Annotated in this window: 9 protein-coding genes; 6 read left to right on the top strand and 3 right to left on the bottom strand. The window is 74.4% G+C overall.

Annotated elements, in window-relative coordinates:
• Nucleotides 1-4 precede the first annotated feature (4 nt).
• The 4 genes from EAO70_RS15605 (at nucleotide 5) to EAO70_RS15590 (ending at nucleotide 7,614) form a co-directional block, all read left to right on the top strand.
• On the top strand, nucleotides 5-2,209 hold the full coding sequence (locus EAO70_RS15605; RefSeq protein ID WP_187283901.1) for an NHLP family bacteriocin export ABC transporter peptidase/permease/ATPase subunit: 2,205 nt from the start codon (nucleotides 5-7) through the stop codon (nucleotides 2,207-2,209).
• A 1-nt stretch (nucleotide 2,210) separates the two neighbouring features.
• A complete protein-coding gene (locus tag EAO70_RS15600; protein WP_148003586.1) occupies nucleotides 2,211-5,042 on the top strand; it encodes an NHLP bacteriocin export ABC transporter permease/ATPase subunit in 2,832 nt (943 codons plus the stop codon).
• A gap of 169 nt (nucleotides 5,043-5,211) precedes the next feature.
• Entirely contained in the window at nucleotides 5,212-5,766 is a 555-nt protein-coding gene (locus EAO70_RS15595; protein ID WP_148003585.1) for a hypothetical protein, read from the top strand.
• 120 nt (nucleotides 5,767-5,886) lie between these two features.
• A complete protein-coding gene (locus EAO70_RS15590; protein WP_148003584.1) occupies nucleotides 5,887-7,614 on the top strand; it encodes a long-chain-fatty-acid--CoA ligase in 1,728 nt (575 codons plus the stop codon).
• Nucleotides 7,615-7,711: 97 nt separating this feature from the next.
• Here EAO70_RS15590 and EAO70_RS15585 read toward each other — a convergent pair whose 3' ends face one another.
• From EAO70_RS15585 to EAO70_RS15575, 3 genes are all read right to left on the bottom strand, one after another.
• The gene (locus tag EAO70_RS15585; RefSeq protein WP_148003583.1) at nucleotides 7,712-8,146 is read right to left on the bottom strand and encodes a hypothetical protein; all 435 of its coding nucleotides are present in this window, start codon (nucleotides 8,144-8,146) and stop codon (nucleotides 7,712-7,714) included.
• Complete coding sequence (locus EAO70_RS15580; protein WP_148003582.1) at nucleotides 8,143-9,228, bottom strand: flavin-containing monooxygenase; 1,086 nt, start codon at nucleotides 9,226-9,228, stop codon at nucleotides 8,143-8,145. The genes EAO70_RS15585 and EAO70_RS15580 overlap by 4 nt, the downstream gene beginning before the upstream one ends.
• A 175-nt stretch (nucleotides 9,229-9,403) precedes the next feature.
• Nucleotides 9,404-13,261: an amino acid adenylation domain-containing protein gene (locus EAO70_RS15575; protein WP_148003581.1), complete on the bottom strand. Its 3,858-nt coding sequence runs from the start codon at nucleotides 13,259-13,261 to the stop codon at nucleotides 9,404-9,406.
• 199 nt (nucleotides 13,262-13,460) lie between these two features.
• On the opposite strand from EAO70_RS15575, the gene EAO70_RS15570 reads away from it, so the two are divergent.
• Together EAO70_RS15570 and EAO70_RS15565 are read left to right on the top strand one after the other, a co-directional pair.
• Nucleotides 13,461-15,542: a SpoIIE family protein phosphatase gene (locus EAO70_RS15570; protein WP_148003580.1), complete on the top strand. Its 2,082-nt coding sequence runs from the start codon at nucleotides 13,461-13,463 to the stop codon at nucleotides 15,540-15,542.
• Between the two features lie 16 nt (nucleotides 15,543-15,558).
• A complete protein-coding gene (locus tag EAO70_RS15565; protein ID WP_148003579.1) occupies nucleotides 15,559-16,584 on the top strand; it encodes a PHP domain-containing protein in 1,026 nt (341 codons plus the stop codon).
• Nucleotides 16,585-16,588: the final 4 nt, after the last annotated feature.

Genomic DNA, 16,588 nt, shown 5'->3' with positions numbered 1-16,588 from the left:
GCCCTTGGGGACGGCCCGCCGGAACCCCCGCCGCCGGCCCGTCCCCAAGGGCCGTACGCCCCGCCCCGTGCGCACCCCCACCGTGCTCCAGATGGAGGCGGTGGAGTGCGGCGCCGCCGCGCTGGCCATAGTGCTCGGCCACCACGGCCGCTTCGTCCCCCTGGAAGAGCTCCGCATCGCCTGCGGCGTCTCCCGCGACGGATCCCGCGCCGGCAACATCCTCAAGGCGGCCCGCGGCTACGGTCTCAGGGCCAAGGGCATGCAGATGGACCTGGCCGCCCTCGCCGGGGTCGGGCCGCCGGCCGTCCTCTTCTGGGAGTTCAACCACTACGTCGTCTACGAGGGCATCGGCCGCCGCCTCGGCCGCCGGGGCGTCCACATCAACGACCCCGCCAAGGGCCGCCGCTTCGTGCCCATGGAGGAGTTCGACACCAGCTTCACCGGCGTCGTGCTCACCTTCGAGCCCGGCGAGGACTTCCGCCGCACCGGCCGGAGGCCCGGCGTCATGAGCGCGATGCCCGCCCGGCTGCGGGGCACCTCGGGCACCCTGCTCGCCGCCGTGCTCGCCAGCCTCCTCCTGGTCGTCGTCGGCGCGGCGATCCCCGCGCTCAGCCGTACGTACATCGACATGTTCCTGATCGGGGAGCAGACCTCGCTCCTCGGCGTCCTCTTCGCGTCCACGGCGGCGGCCCTGCTGCTCACGGCGGTGCTCACCCACCTCCAGCAGGCGAACCTGCTGCGCGGCCGGGTCATCTCCTCCACCCTCGGCAGCGCCCGCTTCCTGCGGCACCTGCTCCGCCTGCCCGTCTCCTTCTTCTCCCAGCGCAACCCGGCCGACCTGGTCCAGCGCCTGGAGTCCAACGACGCGGTCGCCGAGACCCTCGCCCGCGACCTCGCCGCCGCCGGCGTGGACGCCGTGGTCGTCGTCCTCTACGCCGTGCTGCTCTGGACCTACGACCCGCAGCTGACGCTCGTCGGCATCGGCGTCGCGCTGCTGAACGTCGTGGCCATGCGGATCGTCATCCACCTGCGGGCCACCGACACCCAGAAGCTGCGCGCCGAGAGCGCCCGGCTGACCAACACGGCGTACAGCGGGCTCCAGCTCATCGAGACGATGAAGGCCACCGGCGGCGAGGACGGGTTCTTCCGCCGCTGGGCCGGCCAGCACGCCGTCACCCTCGACGTGCAGCAGCGGCTCGGTGTCCCCGGCATGTGGCTGGCGATCGTGGCGCCGACGCTCGCCGCGCTCAACAGCGCGCTGATCCTGATGATCGGCGGCCTGCGCGCCGTGGAGGGTCACCTCTCGGTCGGTCTGCTCGTCGCCTTCCAGGCCCTCGTCACCAGCTTCACCACCCCGATCACGCGACTCAACGGCGTGGCCGGCCGCATCCAGGACTTCGCCGCCGACGTCGCCCGCCTCAAGGACGTCGAGAACTTCCCCGTCGACCCGCTGTACTCGCGGCGCGAACCGCCCGCCGCCGCCCGCCGGCTCACCGGCCAGGTGGTGCTGGACGGCATCACCTTCGGCTACAGCCCGCTCGACGCGCCGCTCCTGGAGGACTTCTCGCTCGCGGTCGGCCCGGGCCGGCAGGTCGCGCTCGTCGGCGGCTCCGGCAGCGGCAAGTCCACGGTCTCCCGGCTGGTCTCCGGTCTGTACGCCCCCTGGGAGGGCACCATCCGCATCGACGGCATGCGGCTGGAGGACATCCCCCGCGGCGCGCTCGCCGCCTCCGTCTCCTTCGTCGACCAGGACGTCTTCCTCTTCGAGGGGACCGTCCGCGACAACATCGCCCTGTGGGACCCCTCCCTCCCGGACGAGGCCGTCGTCGCCGCCCTTCAGGACGCCGCCGTGTACGAGGTGGTCGCCCGCCGGCCCGGCGGCATCCACAGCCGGGTCGAGCAGGACGGCCGCAACTTCTCCGGTGGCCAGCGCCAACGCCTGGAGATCGCGCGGGCGTTGGTCCGGCGCCCCAGCGTCCTGGTCCTGGACGAGGTGACCAGCGCCCTGGACGCGGCCACCGAGCGCCTCGTCATCGACAACCTGCGCCGCCGCGGCTGCGCCTGCGTGGTCATCGCCCACCGGCTCAGCACCGTCCGCGACAGCGACGAGATCGTCGTCCTGGAGCGGGGCACCGTCGTCGAGCGCGGACGGCACGAGGACCTGCTCGCCGCCGGAGGCGCGTACGCCCGACTGGTCAAGGAGCACTGAGGTGACCTCCCCCCACCCCGCACCCGTCGCCCCGGACCCGGTCGTCGCCGCCCTGGGCGGACTCGGCACCCCCGTCGACTGCGCGCGGCTGCGCAGCCTCTCCCTGGAGGGGCCGCTCGTCCTGTGGCTCGTCGTCGAGGGCGGACTCGACCTGTTCGCCGTCGACGCGGTGCAGGAGGGCCACTGGCACTTCCTCGGCCGCCTCGCCCCGGGCGCGCTGCTGCTCGGCCCCGCCGAGGGCCCCGGCCACACCCTGATCGCCCGTCCGCTCCCGGGCTGCCTGCTACGCCGCATCGAGCTGCGCGCGCTCACCCCGTACGGACCGGGGGATCACGGCCTCGCCGAGGTGCCGCCGAGTCCGCTGGAGAACGCCTTCGCGCTCGGCGTCGGGCGCGGTCTGCGCGTCCTCTACCAGGCGCCGCTGGAGAGCCGCGCCACCGCCGGCCCGGGCGCGGCCGACGACGACGTGCTGTGGATGCAGATCACCCCCGGGAGCGTGCGGTACGGCGCCGTGTACGAGGGATACGAGGGGTACGACACCGCGGCCGCGCTCCTCGTCGACGGGGAGATGTGGCAGGGCATGGTCGACCAGCAGTACCGCCTGCTGTACGCCCTGGACGACTGGATCGAGCAGGTCGAGCGCGCCCACGAGGACCGGACCGCGGCCGGCATCGAGGCCGGCGAGGCCGCCCGTACGCAGGCCGACCGGGCCCTGCTCGCCTCGATCGGCCGCTCCGGCGGGCGGCCCCGCGGGACCCCGGGGCGCGGGGGTGACGACGCGGCCTTCGCCGCCTGCCGGCTGGTCGCGCGCGAGGCGGGCGTCTCCCTGACGGAGCCGGTCGGGGCCGCGGCCGGCCCCGGCCCCGCCGACCCCGTCGAGCGCCTCGCGGTCGCCTCGCGGATCCGCACCCGGACCGTCCGGCTCCACGGCCGCTGGTGGCGCGAGGACAGCGGGCCGCTGGTGGGCCGCCGGGAGGAGGACGGCGCGCCGGTCGCGCTGCTGTGGCGGCGCGGCGGGTACGTGGCCGTCGACCCGGCGACCGGGCGGCGCGAGCGGATCGGCGCCGCCGACGAGGGCGCCTTCGAACCCGGCGCCGTCATGTTCTACCGCCCGCTGCCCGAGGGCCGGCCGGGAGTGCTGCGGCTGGTCCGCTTCGGGCTGCGGGGAACCGGCCGGGACCTGCGCGGCCTGCTCCTGGGCGGTCTGGTGGCGGTCGGACTCGGCGCGCTCGTCCCGCTGGCCACCGGCCGGGTCCTCGGCGCGTACGTGCCACGGGCCGAGAGCGACCTCATCGTGCAGACCGCGTACGCGCTGATCGTGACCTCCCTCGTCTCGGCCGCCTTCATGCTGCTGCAGAACATGGCGATCCTGCGCCTGGAGGGCCGCGTCGAGGCCACCCTCCAGCCGGCCGTCTGGGACCGGCTGCTGCGGCTGCCCGTGACGTTCTTCGCCGGCGGCTCCACCGGCGAGCTGGCGAGCGCGGCCATGGGCGTCAGCGCCATCCGCAGCGTCCTCTCCGGCATCGGCTCGGTCTGCCTCCAGGCGAGCACCGTCGGCACCGTCAACCTCGTCCTGCTGCTCTTCTACAGCGTGCCCCTCGCCCTGGCCGCGCTCGCCGTGCTGCTCCTCGTCGCCGGCCTCTTCCTGGGGCTCGGACTCTGGCAACTGCGCTACCAGCGGCGGCTGCTGGCGCTCGGCAACAAGCTCAACAACCAGGCGTTCCAGACCCTGCGTGGGCTGCCCAAGCTGCGCGTGGCTGCGGCCGAGAGCTTCGCCTACGCCGCCTGGGCGCGGGAGTTCGCCCGCACCCGCGAGCTCCAGCAGCGGATCGGCCGGATCAAGAACGCCGTCACCGTCCTCAACGCGGTCTGCCCGCCGCTGTGCATGCTGGTGATGTTCATGCTGCTCGCGGGACCGGCGCGGGGCAGCATGTCCGCCGCCGAGTTCCTCACCTTCAGCACCGCCGTGACGATCCTGCTGTCCTCGGTCACCCAGCTGACCGGTGCCCTGATCTCGGCCGCCGCCGTACAGCCGATGTTCGAGCAGCTCGGCCCGGTTCTCCGGGAGCCGCCCGAGGTACGCGGATCCAGCACCCAGCCGGGCGTACTGAGCGGGGCGGTCGAGGCGAAGAACGTCTCCTACCGGTACACCGACGACGGGCCGCTGGTCCTCGACGACGTGTCGGTGCGCGTGCGGCCCGGCGAGTTCGTCGCCGTCGTCGGCCCCAGCGGCTGCGGCAAGTCCACCCTGCTCCGCCTCCTCATCGGCTTCGACCGGCCGGTGGAGGGCGGGGTGCTCTACGACGGCCAGGACCTGGCGGCGCTCGACCGGGCGGCGGTGCGCCGCCAGTGCGGAGTCGTCCTCCAGCACGCACAGCCGCTCTCCGGGTCCATCCTCGACTGCATCCGCGGGGCGGAGCCGTACACGCCGGAGGAGGCCTGGGAGGCGGCCGCGATGGCGGGGATCGCCGAGGACATCAAGGCGATGCCGATGGGGATGCACACCATGCTGTCCGACGGCGGGGGGACCGTCTCCGGCGGTCAGCGCCAGCGGCTGATGATCGCGCAGGCCCTCATCCGCAAGCCCCGGGTCCTCTTCCTGGACGAGGCCACCAGCGCCCTGGACAACGAGGCCCAGCGGGTCGTCATCGAGTCCACCCGGGCCCTGCGCGCCACCCGCGTCGTGATCGCCCACCGGCTCTCCACCGTCATGGACGCCGACCGGGTGGTGGTGATGGCGGACGGCCGGGTGGTCCAGCAGGGCCCGCCCGCCGCGCTGCTCGCCGACACGGGCGGCGCCTTCCACGCCCTCGTACGCCGCCAGCTCGGCTGACCCGAGCCCCGGGGGCGTGCCCGGAGCGGGCGTTTCCCCCGGAATGAGGGCCTCCCGGAGGCAAAAGCCCGAATGCCTCGACGCAAGGCCTTTCGATCAGGGAAGCTGTCTTCAACAGGCCTGCAAATAGGCGTAGTTGAGCAGTTTCCGTATCATTCCGGGGGAGAAGATGACAAGACTCGCGCAGAGATGGTTCGCCCGCACCGCAGGCGTCACCGCCGCCACGTTACTGATAGCGGGCGGTACGGCCGGTGCCACCTTCGCGGCGGAGACCGACACCGCCACCACGTCCATCAAGGCGTACGACCCCAGCGTCAACAGCACGGCGAACTTCGCCGTGGTCGCGACCACGCACCCCGACACCGTGGGCTGCAACGGCTACAACGTGACCGGGTCGGGCACCGCCACCGGCAAGCCCACCACCGGCGGCACGTGGACGCAGACCGAGGTCGTGTGTACCGCGACCATCCCCGGCAAGTACGACATCAAGGGGACCGCGACCATCACGGAGGCCGACGGGGACAAGCTCACCCTGACGTACCAGCTCACCGCGCCGCTGACCGCGGACACCCTGGTCTACCCGACCGGCACGTTCTCGATCACCGGGGGGACCGGCAACTACGCGTTCGCGACCGGCAGCGGCAAGATGAACGCCCGGGTCAACCTCCTCGACCACGATCACGTGACCTCCAAGATGCTCGGAGAGATCCTGTTCACGGGCTGATCCCGGCCTGATCGAGCAGCGGCGTGCGCCGGCCGGCCGCCGACGCACGCCGGAGGAGCCGGCCCCTCCCTAGGGGCCGGCTCCGTCCTTCTGACGGCGCAACCTCCAAGGGGCCGCACCATGAAGAGCACGATGCAGGACCGCGAGCTGCTCGTCCGTGACCTCCTGGGACACGGTCAACGCGTCTACGCGGACAGCCGGGTGATCCGCTGCGCCGACGGCCGCGCCGAGCGCTCCGTCCAGACCTTCGCCGAGATCGCCGCCCAGGCCGAGCAACTCGCCGCGGCACTGGCCCGACTGGGCGTCCAGCTCGGCGAACGGGTCGCCACGCTCGCCTGGAACACCCCCGAACACCTGGTGGCCTACCTCGCCGTACCGAGCATGGGGGCCGTACTCCACACCCTCAACCTGCGCCTCCACCCCGACCAGTTGGGCTACATCGTCGAACACGCCGAGGACGCCGTCCTCCTGGTCGACGCCACCCTCCAGGACATGCTCCGCCCCCTCGCCGGACGCCTCGGCGGCGTACGCCATGTGGTCGTCATCGGCGGCGCGCCCGAGGTCGAGCTGCCCGGGCACATCGCCGTGCACCGCTGGGACGAACTCCTCGCCGCCGAACGGCCCGGCTACGTCTGGCCCGACCTGGACGAACGGGAGGCGGCGGCGCTCTGCTACACCACCGGCACCACCGGGGACCCCAAGGGCGTGGCCTACAGCCACCGCTCGATCTCCCTGCACACCCTCGGCGTCTCGGGCGGCTCCGGCTTCGCCATGCACGACGGCGACCGCGTCCTGCCGATCGTCCCCATGTTCCACGCCAACGCCTGGGGCTGGCCGTACTCCGCGTGGCTGGCCGGCGCCGACCTGATCATGAACGGCCCGCAGCTCCACACCCCCGACCTGGCCCGCATCATCAACGAGGAACGGCCCACCGCGGTGGCCGCGATCTGCACCATCTGGAACAGCCTGGTCCACCACGGCGAACAGCACCCGCTCGACCTCGGCGCCGTACGCCTCGCGGGCTGTGGCGGCGCCACCCCGCCGCGCGCCCTGCTCCAGCGGCTCAAGGACCGCTACGGCGTCCGGCTGATCCAGGGCTGGGGCCTCACCGAGACCAGCCCCCTCGCCACCTTCGCCGTCCCCCCGCACGGCACCCCCGACGAGGAGGAGGTCGGCTGGCTGGCCAAGAGCGGCCGGGTGATGCCCTACGTCGACGTCCGGCTGATCGGCGAGGACGGCACCGAACAGCCCTGGGACGGCACCTCGGTGGGCGAACTGGAGCTCCGCGGACCGTGGGTCACCGGCTCGTACCACAACACCCCCGACTCCGCCGACAGGTTCCACGACGGCTGGCTGCGCACCGGCGACCTCGGAGTGATCGAGCCGGGCGGCTGGGTGGTGGTCAGCGACCGGCTCAAGGACGGCATCAAGAGCGGCGGCGAGTGGATCTCCACCATCGAGCTGGAGAACGCGATCATCGAGCATCCGGCGGTCCTGGAGGCCATCGTGGTCGGCGTGCCCGACCCCCGCTGGGAGGAACGCCCGCTGGCCTGCGTGTCGTTGGTGCCAGGTGGCGAGGTCGACGGGGCGGGGCTGCGGGAGTTCCTCACCGGACGGGTCGCCCGCTGGTGGGTGCCGGAGCGGTGGTCGTTCGTGGACGCGGTGCCCAAGACCAGCGTCGGCAAGTACGACAAGCGAGCCGTACGGTCCCGGTACGCGGAGGGCACCCTCGACGTCTGGACCCCGGCCCCGGGCGCTCCTGGCCCGCAGACGGCCGAGGGGCCGCGGACGGCCGGGGAGCCCGGGGCTGCGGGGACGGGCGCGACACCCGGTACGCCCGCTCCGTGAACGGCGGGGCGGCGCCCCGGACGGCCCGGCACACCAGGACCGTCCGGGGCGCCGCCCCGGGCCCGCCCGCCTCGCACGGGCCAGTCGGCCCGCCGCGTCAGACGGCCAGCCGGCCCGCCGCTTCGGACAGCAGCTCCCGCTGCCCGTGGGCGTCGAGACCGAGTTCCCGGGCCAGCCGGAGCGTCAGCACCAGCCTGGCCTGGATGGCCGCCTCGGGGTCCGGGAGCCCGCCCACGGGCTCCTCGTCCCCGGCGAGTCCGGCGGCGAGCAACCCCGCCAGGAACGCCGGGTCGAAGTCCTCCGCGCCCGCGTCCAGCGAGCCGAGGACCTCGGCGACGTACCCGTCGATCTCCCCGGGCGCCGCGCCCTCCGGGAAGCGCCGCCGGGCCGCTATCCCGAAGGCGGCGCCCACGGCCCGGCCGTACGCGGGATCGGCGGGGTCGAGCGCCGCCGACTTCTGGGCGAACCCGATGAAGTCGAACGCCAGCAGCGCGCCCAGCACGTCGAGTTCGGTCGAGGTGGCACTGGTCATGAGGGCAGGCCTCCGGTCGTGGTCGGAGCGGTCGTGGCGTCCTCGCCGCGGGCGGCGACGATCGCCCCCGCGATGTGCTCGGCGTCCCGGCCGACGAAGCCGATCAGCGCAGAACCGCGGGTACGCATCCGGTACAGCCCCAGGTAGTAGCTGCCGGGGACCGCGCCCACGCCCTCGGTGTGCCGCGGCTGCCCCTCGTCGTCCAGCATCTCCGGGTCGAGCCAGCTCCAGTCGGTCCGGAAGCCGGTCGCCCAGATCACCGCCGACGGCTTGACGCGCTCGCCGTCCGCGGTCAGCAGTTCCGCGCCGTCGGCCGCGGTGATCCGGCCGACCGTGCGGATCGCGCCCGCCGCGACGAGCTCGGGCACCCGGTCGCCGACGACCGGGTCGGGCGCCTGCATGTTCACCGGCAGCCGCATCACCCCGAGCACGCTCATCCACCAGAACATGTCCCGGCCCACCACCGTCTGGGGCAGCGGCGGGGAGACGGCCTCGCTACAGCTGAGCAGCACCTCGTGGGTGCCGGACAGCTCCGCGGCGATCTGCCGGCCCGAGTTGCCGTCCCCGACGACCACCACCGTCCCCGGCGCCAGCTGCGCGGGACTCCGGTACTCGCTCGTGTGCAGCGCGGGCACGTCCGCGCCCAGCGCCCCCGCGAACTCCGGGAGCCGGGGGACGCCGAACGCCCCGGTCGCGATCACCACGCGACCTGCCCGGCACTCGCCCCGCGTCGTGTTCAGCAGGAACCCGTCCCCGTCCCGCCGTACCGACAGCACCCGGTGGTCCGGCAGCACGGGCAGGTCGAACCGCTCGGCGTACTCCCGCAGGTACGTCACCACCTCGTCCTTGCCGGGGTAGTGCCGGCCCTCGCCCGGGAACGGCAGGCCCGGCAGCCCGGAGAACTGCGCGGACGTGAACAGCGTCAGTGAGTCCCAGCGCCGCTCCCACGTCTCGCCGACCTCACCGCCCGCGTCCAGCAGTACGCACTCCACCCCGGCCTGCCGCAGGTGGTACCCGACGGCGAGCCCGGACTGGCCCGCCCCGACGACGGCGACCGGCACGGAGGCCGGCAGCGCCCTCATCGGCCCGCTCCGGCACCCGTGGCGGGAACTCCGCCGTTCCGCCGCCGCATCGGGCCGGCCTGATCACTTCGCATACCGATCGTCCTCACTTCTTGGACCGGGTCCCGTGGAACCCTGGGGACCGGTCCGGGGCTGGTCGGCCGGGCCACCGCGGGGGCGGCCCGGCCGGGTCGGTTCAGTGGGCGTCGAGGGCCCGGCTCAGCTCGTCCGCGAGGACCCGCAGCCGCTCGCCGCGCATCACCGTGTAGTGGTCGCCGGGCACGTCGACGAGGGTGGCGTCACCGGGGAAGTACTCCATCCAGCGGGACGCCGTCTCGACGGACGCGCCGCCGTCCGCCGCCCGCAGCGACAGCACCCGGCCGGCGAAGCCGCTGGGCGCGTACCGCAGCAGGGCCCGGTAGTTGCTCTGGAACCGGCCGACGATGGAACTCAGCGTGTCGAGGTCGATGTCCACCGACAACGCCCCCGCCGCCCGCGCCTCCTCGTACAGCACCTCCACCGGCGGACGTCCGTCGAACGCCTCGGCCGGCAGCTCCCACGCCACCCCGGCCAGGCCCGCCAGGTCCCGGGCGAACCAGGACAGCAGCACCTCGTCGGAGACCGGCGCGCCCTCGGCCGGCCCGGGCCGCTCGATCAGGTCGACCACGGCGAGCAGTTCGACCTCGCACCCCGCGGCGGTCAGCTGGGCCGCCATCTCCAGGGCGATCACCCCGCCCATCGACCAGCCGCCGAGCCGGTACGGGCCCTCGGGCAGCGCCTCTCGGACCGCCGCGACGTAGTGGGCGGCCATGTCCTCGACGCTCGCCAGTTCCCGGTCCGGGAGCTGCAACGCGTAGAACGGCTGGTCGTGGCCCAGGAGTTCGGCCAGCTCCGCGTAGCACAGCACGTCACCGCCGACCGGGTGGACGAAGACCAGCGGAGTCCGCCAGCCCGTGGTCCGCACCGGGACGAGCGCCCGCCGGCCCTCCTCGCCGCTGCCGACCTCCCGGACCGCCTGCGCGAGCAGCTCGATCGTCGGCCGGGCGAACAGGCTGGACAGCGGCAGGCTGCGGCCCAGACCGCGGGCGATCCTGGCCATCAGCCGCACCGCGAGCAGCGAGTCCCCGCCGAGGTCGAAGAAGCTCGCGGTCACCCCGATCTCGGCCACGCCGAAGAACTCCGCCCAGATCTCGGCGAGTCGGCGCTCCACCTCGTCGCGCGGGGCGACGAACCCGGCGCCCTCGACGGCGACCTCGTCGGGAGCGGGCAGCGCCGCCCGGTTCACCTTGCCGTTGTCGCTCAGGGGCAGTTCGTCCAGGACCAGGATCCGCTGCGGCACCAGGTGCTGGGGGACCACCTTGCGCAGCGCGTCGGTGATCCGCTGCTCGGAGTCGTCGCGCCCCTCGTCGAGGACGACGTACGCGATCAGCCGCTTGGGCCCGTGCTGCTCGCCCGCCGCGACCACCGCGGCGGCCCGGACGCCCTCGCACTGGGTGAGAGCGGCCTCCACCTCGCCCAGTTCGATGCGGTAGCCCTGGATCTTGACCTGGGAGTCCTGCCGGCCGAGGAACTCGATGCTGCCGTCCGGCAGGAAGCGGCCCAGGTCGCCGGTCCGGTAGAGCCGCTCACCGGTGACCGGGTGGTGCAGGAACGCGGCGGCGGTCTTCACCTCGTCGTTCAGGTAGCCGCGTGCCAGCCCCACCCCGGCGATGTAGAGGTCGCCGGGGACCCACACCGGGCAGGGGCGCAGGGCGGCGTCCAGCACATGGAAGCGCTGGTTCCGCATGGCCTTGCCGTAGGGGATGCTCACGCAGTCCTCGGTGACCTCGCCGATCGGGTGCAGGATCGACCAGATCGATGCCTCGGTGGCGCCGCCGAGGCTCCACAGCTCGGCGTCCTCCAGGAGCAGCCGGATCCGGCCCGGCAGCGTCACCGGGATCCAGTCCCCGCTCATCATGACCAGCCGCAGCGGCAGCCCGGAGAGCCGGTTCGCCAGGGCGTGCTCGGTGAACATCTCCATCAGCGCCGGCACGCTGTTCCAGATCGTCACCCCGTGCTCGGTGACGAGCTCCGCCCAGCGCGCGGGCTCGCGGTGCGCGGACGGCTCCGGCAGGACGAGGGCACCGCCCGCCGACAGCAGTCCGAAGACGTCGTACACCGACAGGTCGAAGTGCATCGCGGACAGTCCGAGGGCGCGGTCCGCCGCGGTGACCCGATAGCGCTCGTTGACGTCGACGATCGTGTTCAGGGCCGCGCCGTGCTCGATCATCACGCCCTTGGGCAGACCCGTGGAACCCGACGTGAAGATCACATAGGCGAGGTCGGTGGACTCGGCGCCCGACGGCCCGAGCGGCTCCACCGCACCACCGGCCTCCACGTCGGGCCCGTCGGCCCGCACCACGGTCCTGGCCACGTCCCGCGGCCAGTCCGCGAGGTCGTCCACCCACGGCTGGGTGACCACCTGAGAGATCCCCGCGCTGTCCAGCAGCACGTGCAGCCGCTCCGCGGGCACCCGGGCGTCGATCGGCACGTACGCCGCCCCCGCCCGCAGGATGCCGAGCGCGGCGGAGTCGTACGGCACCTCGCCGGGATCGGTGAGAACGGCCGCCAGGTGAGCAGTTCGGTCCGCACCCCGCAGGTGTGGCTCGACCACCAGGCGGTCGAGGAGGCCGGCGAGCTGCTGCTGAACTGGGACGTGATCGAGGAGCTCCTCGACAACTGCGAGCACCTGGTCGCGGCGGCGACCGAGCAGTACGTGCACCAGCTCGGCCGCCGCCGCGACCAGGTGCTCGCAGTTGTCGAGGACGAGCAGCATCCGCCGCCCGGCGCAGTGCTCGACGATCTCGGCGTACGGGTCCTCCGGGTCGGCGGCCCCGACCCCCGAGCGGTGCCAGCCGTGCGTGCCGCGTGCGCCGATCGCGCCGAGGACGGCCGGGGCGACCCCGGACTCCTGGCGTACGGCGGCGAGTTCGGCGAGGTGGACCGCCCCGTCCCGGTACGAGCCGGCCGCCTCAAGGGCGAGCCGCGTCTTGCCGACGCCGCCGGGCCCGGTGAGGGTGACGAGCCGCCGGTCACCCCAGTCCGCGCCGAGGTCGCCCAGCTCGTCCTCACGTCCGATGAAGGAGGTGAGCCGCGCGGGAAGACCGGCGGAGGCACCCCGCCCGGTCGCGGCGGGGCCACCCGGCGCGGCCGCCGTCCCGGCCGCACCCGACCCGGTCCCGCCACTCGGCCCGCCCGGCACGGCGCTGCCCGGCCCGCTCCCGAGCCGCCCGTGGGCCTCCGGTTCCGGTGCCGGGGCCGTACCGTCCGCCAGGAGTTCGACGTACAGCGCCCGCAGTTCCGGCCCCGGATCCGTACCCAGCCGGTCCGCGAGGCCCCTACGGGCCTCCTCGTACGCGGCCAGGGCCTCGGCGGGCCGCCCCGCCGCGCGCAGGGCGCGGATCCGCAGGGCCTGGAGGGGTTCGTCGAGCGGTTCTCCGGCCGCCAGGGCGGCGAGCGGCGCCAGGACCTCCGCGGCCCGGCCCAGGGCCAGTGCCGCCGCGAGCCGGTCGCGGCGGGCCTGTGCGTGCCGCTGCTCGACCCGGACGACCAGCGGGTCCACGTCCCGGCCCGGGAGGTCCACGAGGGCGGGCCCCCGCCACAGCGCGAGGGCCTCGTCGAGGAGGGCGGCGGCCCGCGCCGGGTCGCCCGCGCCGAGCGCGGCGGAGCCCTCGGCGGCCAGCCGCTCGAAGCGGTACAGGTCGACCGCGTCCGGCTCGGCGGCCAGCCGGTAGCCACCGGGGGCGGAGGCGACGGCCTCGCGGCCCGCCGCCCTGCGCAGCCGGCCGACGAGGGCCTGGAGCGCCGCCGTACGGTCCGGGACGTCGGCGTCCCCGGCGTCGTCGGCCCCGCCCCAGACCTGGTCGATCAGCGCGTGCGTGCCCACCGCCCGCCCTCCGGCGGCCGCGAGGGCGGTGAGCAGAGCACGGAGCCGGGCGCCGCCCAGGACGGCCTCCGTCCCGTCGTCGGTACGGAGGGCCTGGCACGGACCGAGAACACGGTAGGGCGGCTGCACCGGCCCATTCTGCCCGGGCGGCGCGCCGGGGCCCGTGGGGTGCGGGTGATCCCCCGGGACGGGTGCGGCGGGAGCGACCCTCGGACGGCTCCGCCGCCGGACGTCCGCCGTCCCCGCCGCCGTCCCGGCCGTGAGGAACTCGCGCCACGCCGTGTCATCGCCATGGCGTCGGCGGGGCGCGGGTTCGACAATGGGGAGGATGACCGATGAAGACCGGCGTACGCGCAATGGCGAGATCGGGCCCGCCGAGTGGCTCGCCATGGACCGGACCGGCAGCTTCGACTGGAATCTCGACACGGGCACGATCGATGTCGACGAGGCCGGGCTGCTGGTCTTCGGTGTGGTCCCGGACGCCTATGACGGCCGCCCGGTGACGCTGATCGGCCGGCTCGCGCCCGACGAGCGGGCCCGGCTGGAAGGCGTCGTCCGGACGGCGGTGACCAGTGGCGAGGTCTCGTACACCGCGCACTTCCCCATCCCGCAGGACGACGGACCACCCCACTGGACGCATGTGCAGGCGCGGATCCTCCGCTCGCCGGACGGGCGGGCCCGGCGGATCGTCGGCGTCGTCCGGGACACGACCGCCGAGCTGACCCGTTTCGCCTTCGTGCGGGAGCTGGAGAAGCGCCGCGAGGTCCAGACGAACATCGTGGAGCGGACCACGGCCGCCCTGTCGCGGGCGGTGACCGTCGATGACGTGACGGCCGCGCTGACCGGCCCGGGCGGGCTCGCCCGGCTCGGCGCGGACGGCCTGGCGCTCGGACTCGTCGAGAACGGCTCGCTGAACATCATCGCGCTCAGCGGCGAGACCCTCGGCGTGCTCGACGACTTCCGGGTCCGCCGGCTCGACCGGGGCATGCCGCTGGCCGAGGCGGTGCTCAGCGGGCGGCCCCGGTTCGCCCCGTCGTTCCCGTCGCTCGGGCGGGACTTCCCCGAGCTGGCCCCGTACCTGGACCGCCTCGACTTCCGGGCCGCCTGCTACCTGCCGCTGGTCGCGCAGGCGCGCTCGCTGGGCGGGATGGCCCTGTTCTACCGGGGCCGCACCTCGTTCAACGCCGACGAACGGAACCTGGCCCTCGGGCTCGCGGCGATCGTCGCCCAGTCGCTCCAGCGGGCGATCCTCTTCGACGAGGAACGGGAACTCGCCACCGGACTCCAGGCGACGATGCTGCCGCGCCGGATCCCGCAGTTCGCGGGGGGCCAGATCGCCGTGCGGTACCACGCGGCCTGGAGCGGGCGGCAGGTCGGCGGCGACTGGTACGACGTGATCCCGCTGCCCCGCGGCCGGGTCGGGATCGTCGTGGGCGACGTCCAGGGGCACGACACGCACGCCGCCGCCATCATGGGGCAGCTGCGGATCGCCCTGCGCGCCTACGCGGGCGAGGGGCACGCCCCGTCGACGGTGCTCGCCCGCGCCTCCCGCTTCCTCGCCGAGCTGGACACCGACCGCTTCGCGACCTGCACGTACGCACAGGTGGACCTGGGCAGCGGCACGTTGCGCGCGGTACGGGCCGGGCACCTGGGGCCGCTGATCCGGCACACCGACGGGCGGGTCGGGCGGCCCAAGCTGCGGGGCGGGCTGCCGCTGGGGCTCGCGACGGTCTTCGGCGACGAGGAGTTCCCGGAGACGCGGCTCGACCTCGTGCCCGGGGAGACGCTGGTGCTGTGCACGGACGGCCTCGTGGAACAGCCCGGTTCGGACATCGAGGCCGGTCTCGCCGCGCTCTCCGGGGCGATCAGCAGCGGCCCGCCGCAGGCGGAGGCGCTCGCCGACCACCTCTCCGAGCGGCTCTGGGAGCGCTGGGGGTCGGGGGACGACGTGGCGCTCCTCGTGCTGCGCCGCAGCCCGGACCCGGGCACACCGCGGGCGCCGCGGATCCACCAGTACATCCACCAGGCCGACCCGCAGGGCCTGTCGGACGCGCGCGCGGCCGTGGGGCAGGCGCTGCGCGACTGGGGCATGACGGAACTGGCCGACGACGCCGAGCTGTTGACGGGCGAGCTGCTCGTGAACGTGCTGCTGCACACCGAGGGCGGTGCGGTGCTGACCCTGGAGGTGCTCCCCGAACCGGTGCGGCGGGTACGGCTGTCGGCGCAGGACCGGTCGAGCGCCTGGCCCCGTCGGCGTACCCCGGGAGAGGCCGCCACCTCGGGGCGGGGACTGCTGCTGCTCGACGCGCTGGCGTCGCGGTGGGGTGTCGAGCCGCGCGGCGAGGGCAAGGCCGTGTGGTGCGAGATCGGTCCGGCCGAGGTGCCGGCCGACCTCGCGAAGGGCGTCTGAGGAAGGGAGCGGCACGATGGATCCGGTGGCGGCACTGAACCGCATCGCGTTCCTCCTGGAACGCGCCCAGGCGCCCGGGTACCGGGCGCGGGCCTTCCGTACGGCCGCCGCCGCGCTCTCCGCCCTGCCGGAGGGAGAGGCGGCCCGGCGGGCGGCGGCGGGCACCCTGGAGGCGGTGAAGGGCATCGGGCCGAAGACGGCGGCGGTGGTGCGCGAGGCGCTGGACGGGCGGGTCCCGGAGTACCTTGCCGGGCTGGAGGCGGAGCTGGAGGAGTCTCTCAGGACCGCCGAACCGACGGGCGGGGGTCAGGAGTTGCGGGCGGCGCTGCGCGGCGATTGCCATCTGCACTCGGACTGGTCGGACGGCGGCGCCTCGATCGAGGACATGGGGCGGGCGGCCGCTTCGCTCGGCCACGCGTGGGCGGTCCTCACCGACCACTCGCCCCGGCTCACGGTGGCGCGGGGCCTGTCGGCCGAGCGGCTCCGGGAGCAACTGGACGTGGTGGCGCGGCTGAACGAGGAGTGGGCGCCGTTCCGGCTGCTCACCGGCATCGAGTGCGACATCCTGGAGGACGGCTCCCTCGACCAGGACCCGGAGCTGCTCGACCGCCTCGACCTGGTGGTCGGTTCGGTCCATTCGAAGCTCCGGATGGACGCGCGGGCGATGACCCGCAGGCTCGAACGGGCCGTGCGCGACCCGCTGATGGACGTGCTCGGGCACTGTACGGGCCGGCTGGTGGCGGGCGGGCGGCTGCGGCCGGAGTCGGAGTTCGACGCGGAGCGGGTGTTCGCCGCGTGCGCCGAGTCCGGGACGGCCGTCGAGATCAACAGCCGGCCGGAGCGGCTCGACCCGCCGCGGCGGCTGCTGCGGCTCGCGGTGGCGGCGGGCACGTACTTCGCGGTGGACACGGACGCGCACGCGCCGGGTCAGCTGGGGTGGCAGATCCTCGGCTGCGCGCGGGCGGAGGAGTGCGGCGTGCCGGAGGAGCGGGTGATCAACACCTGGTCCGCGGAGCGGTTGTTGGAGTGGGCGGGGGGCTGAAGGC

Source organism: Streptomyces sp. adm13(2018), from assembly GCF_008042145.1.
Taxonomy (GTDB): domain Bacteria; phylum Actinomycetota; class Actinomycetes; order Streptomycetales; family Streptomycetaceae; genus Streptomyces.
Note: the sequence above shows the minus strand (reverse complement) of the source record. Positions and strands in the feature narration are given on the sequence as shown.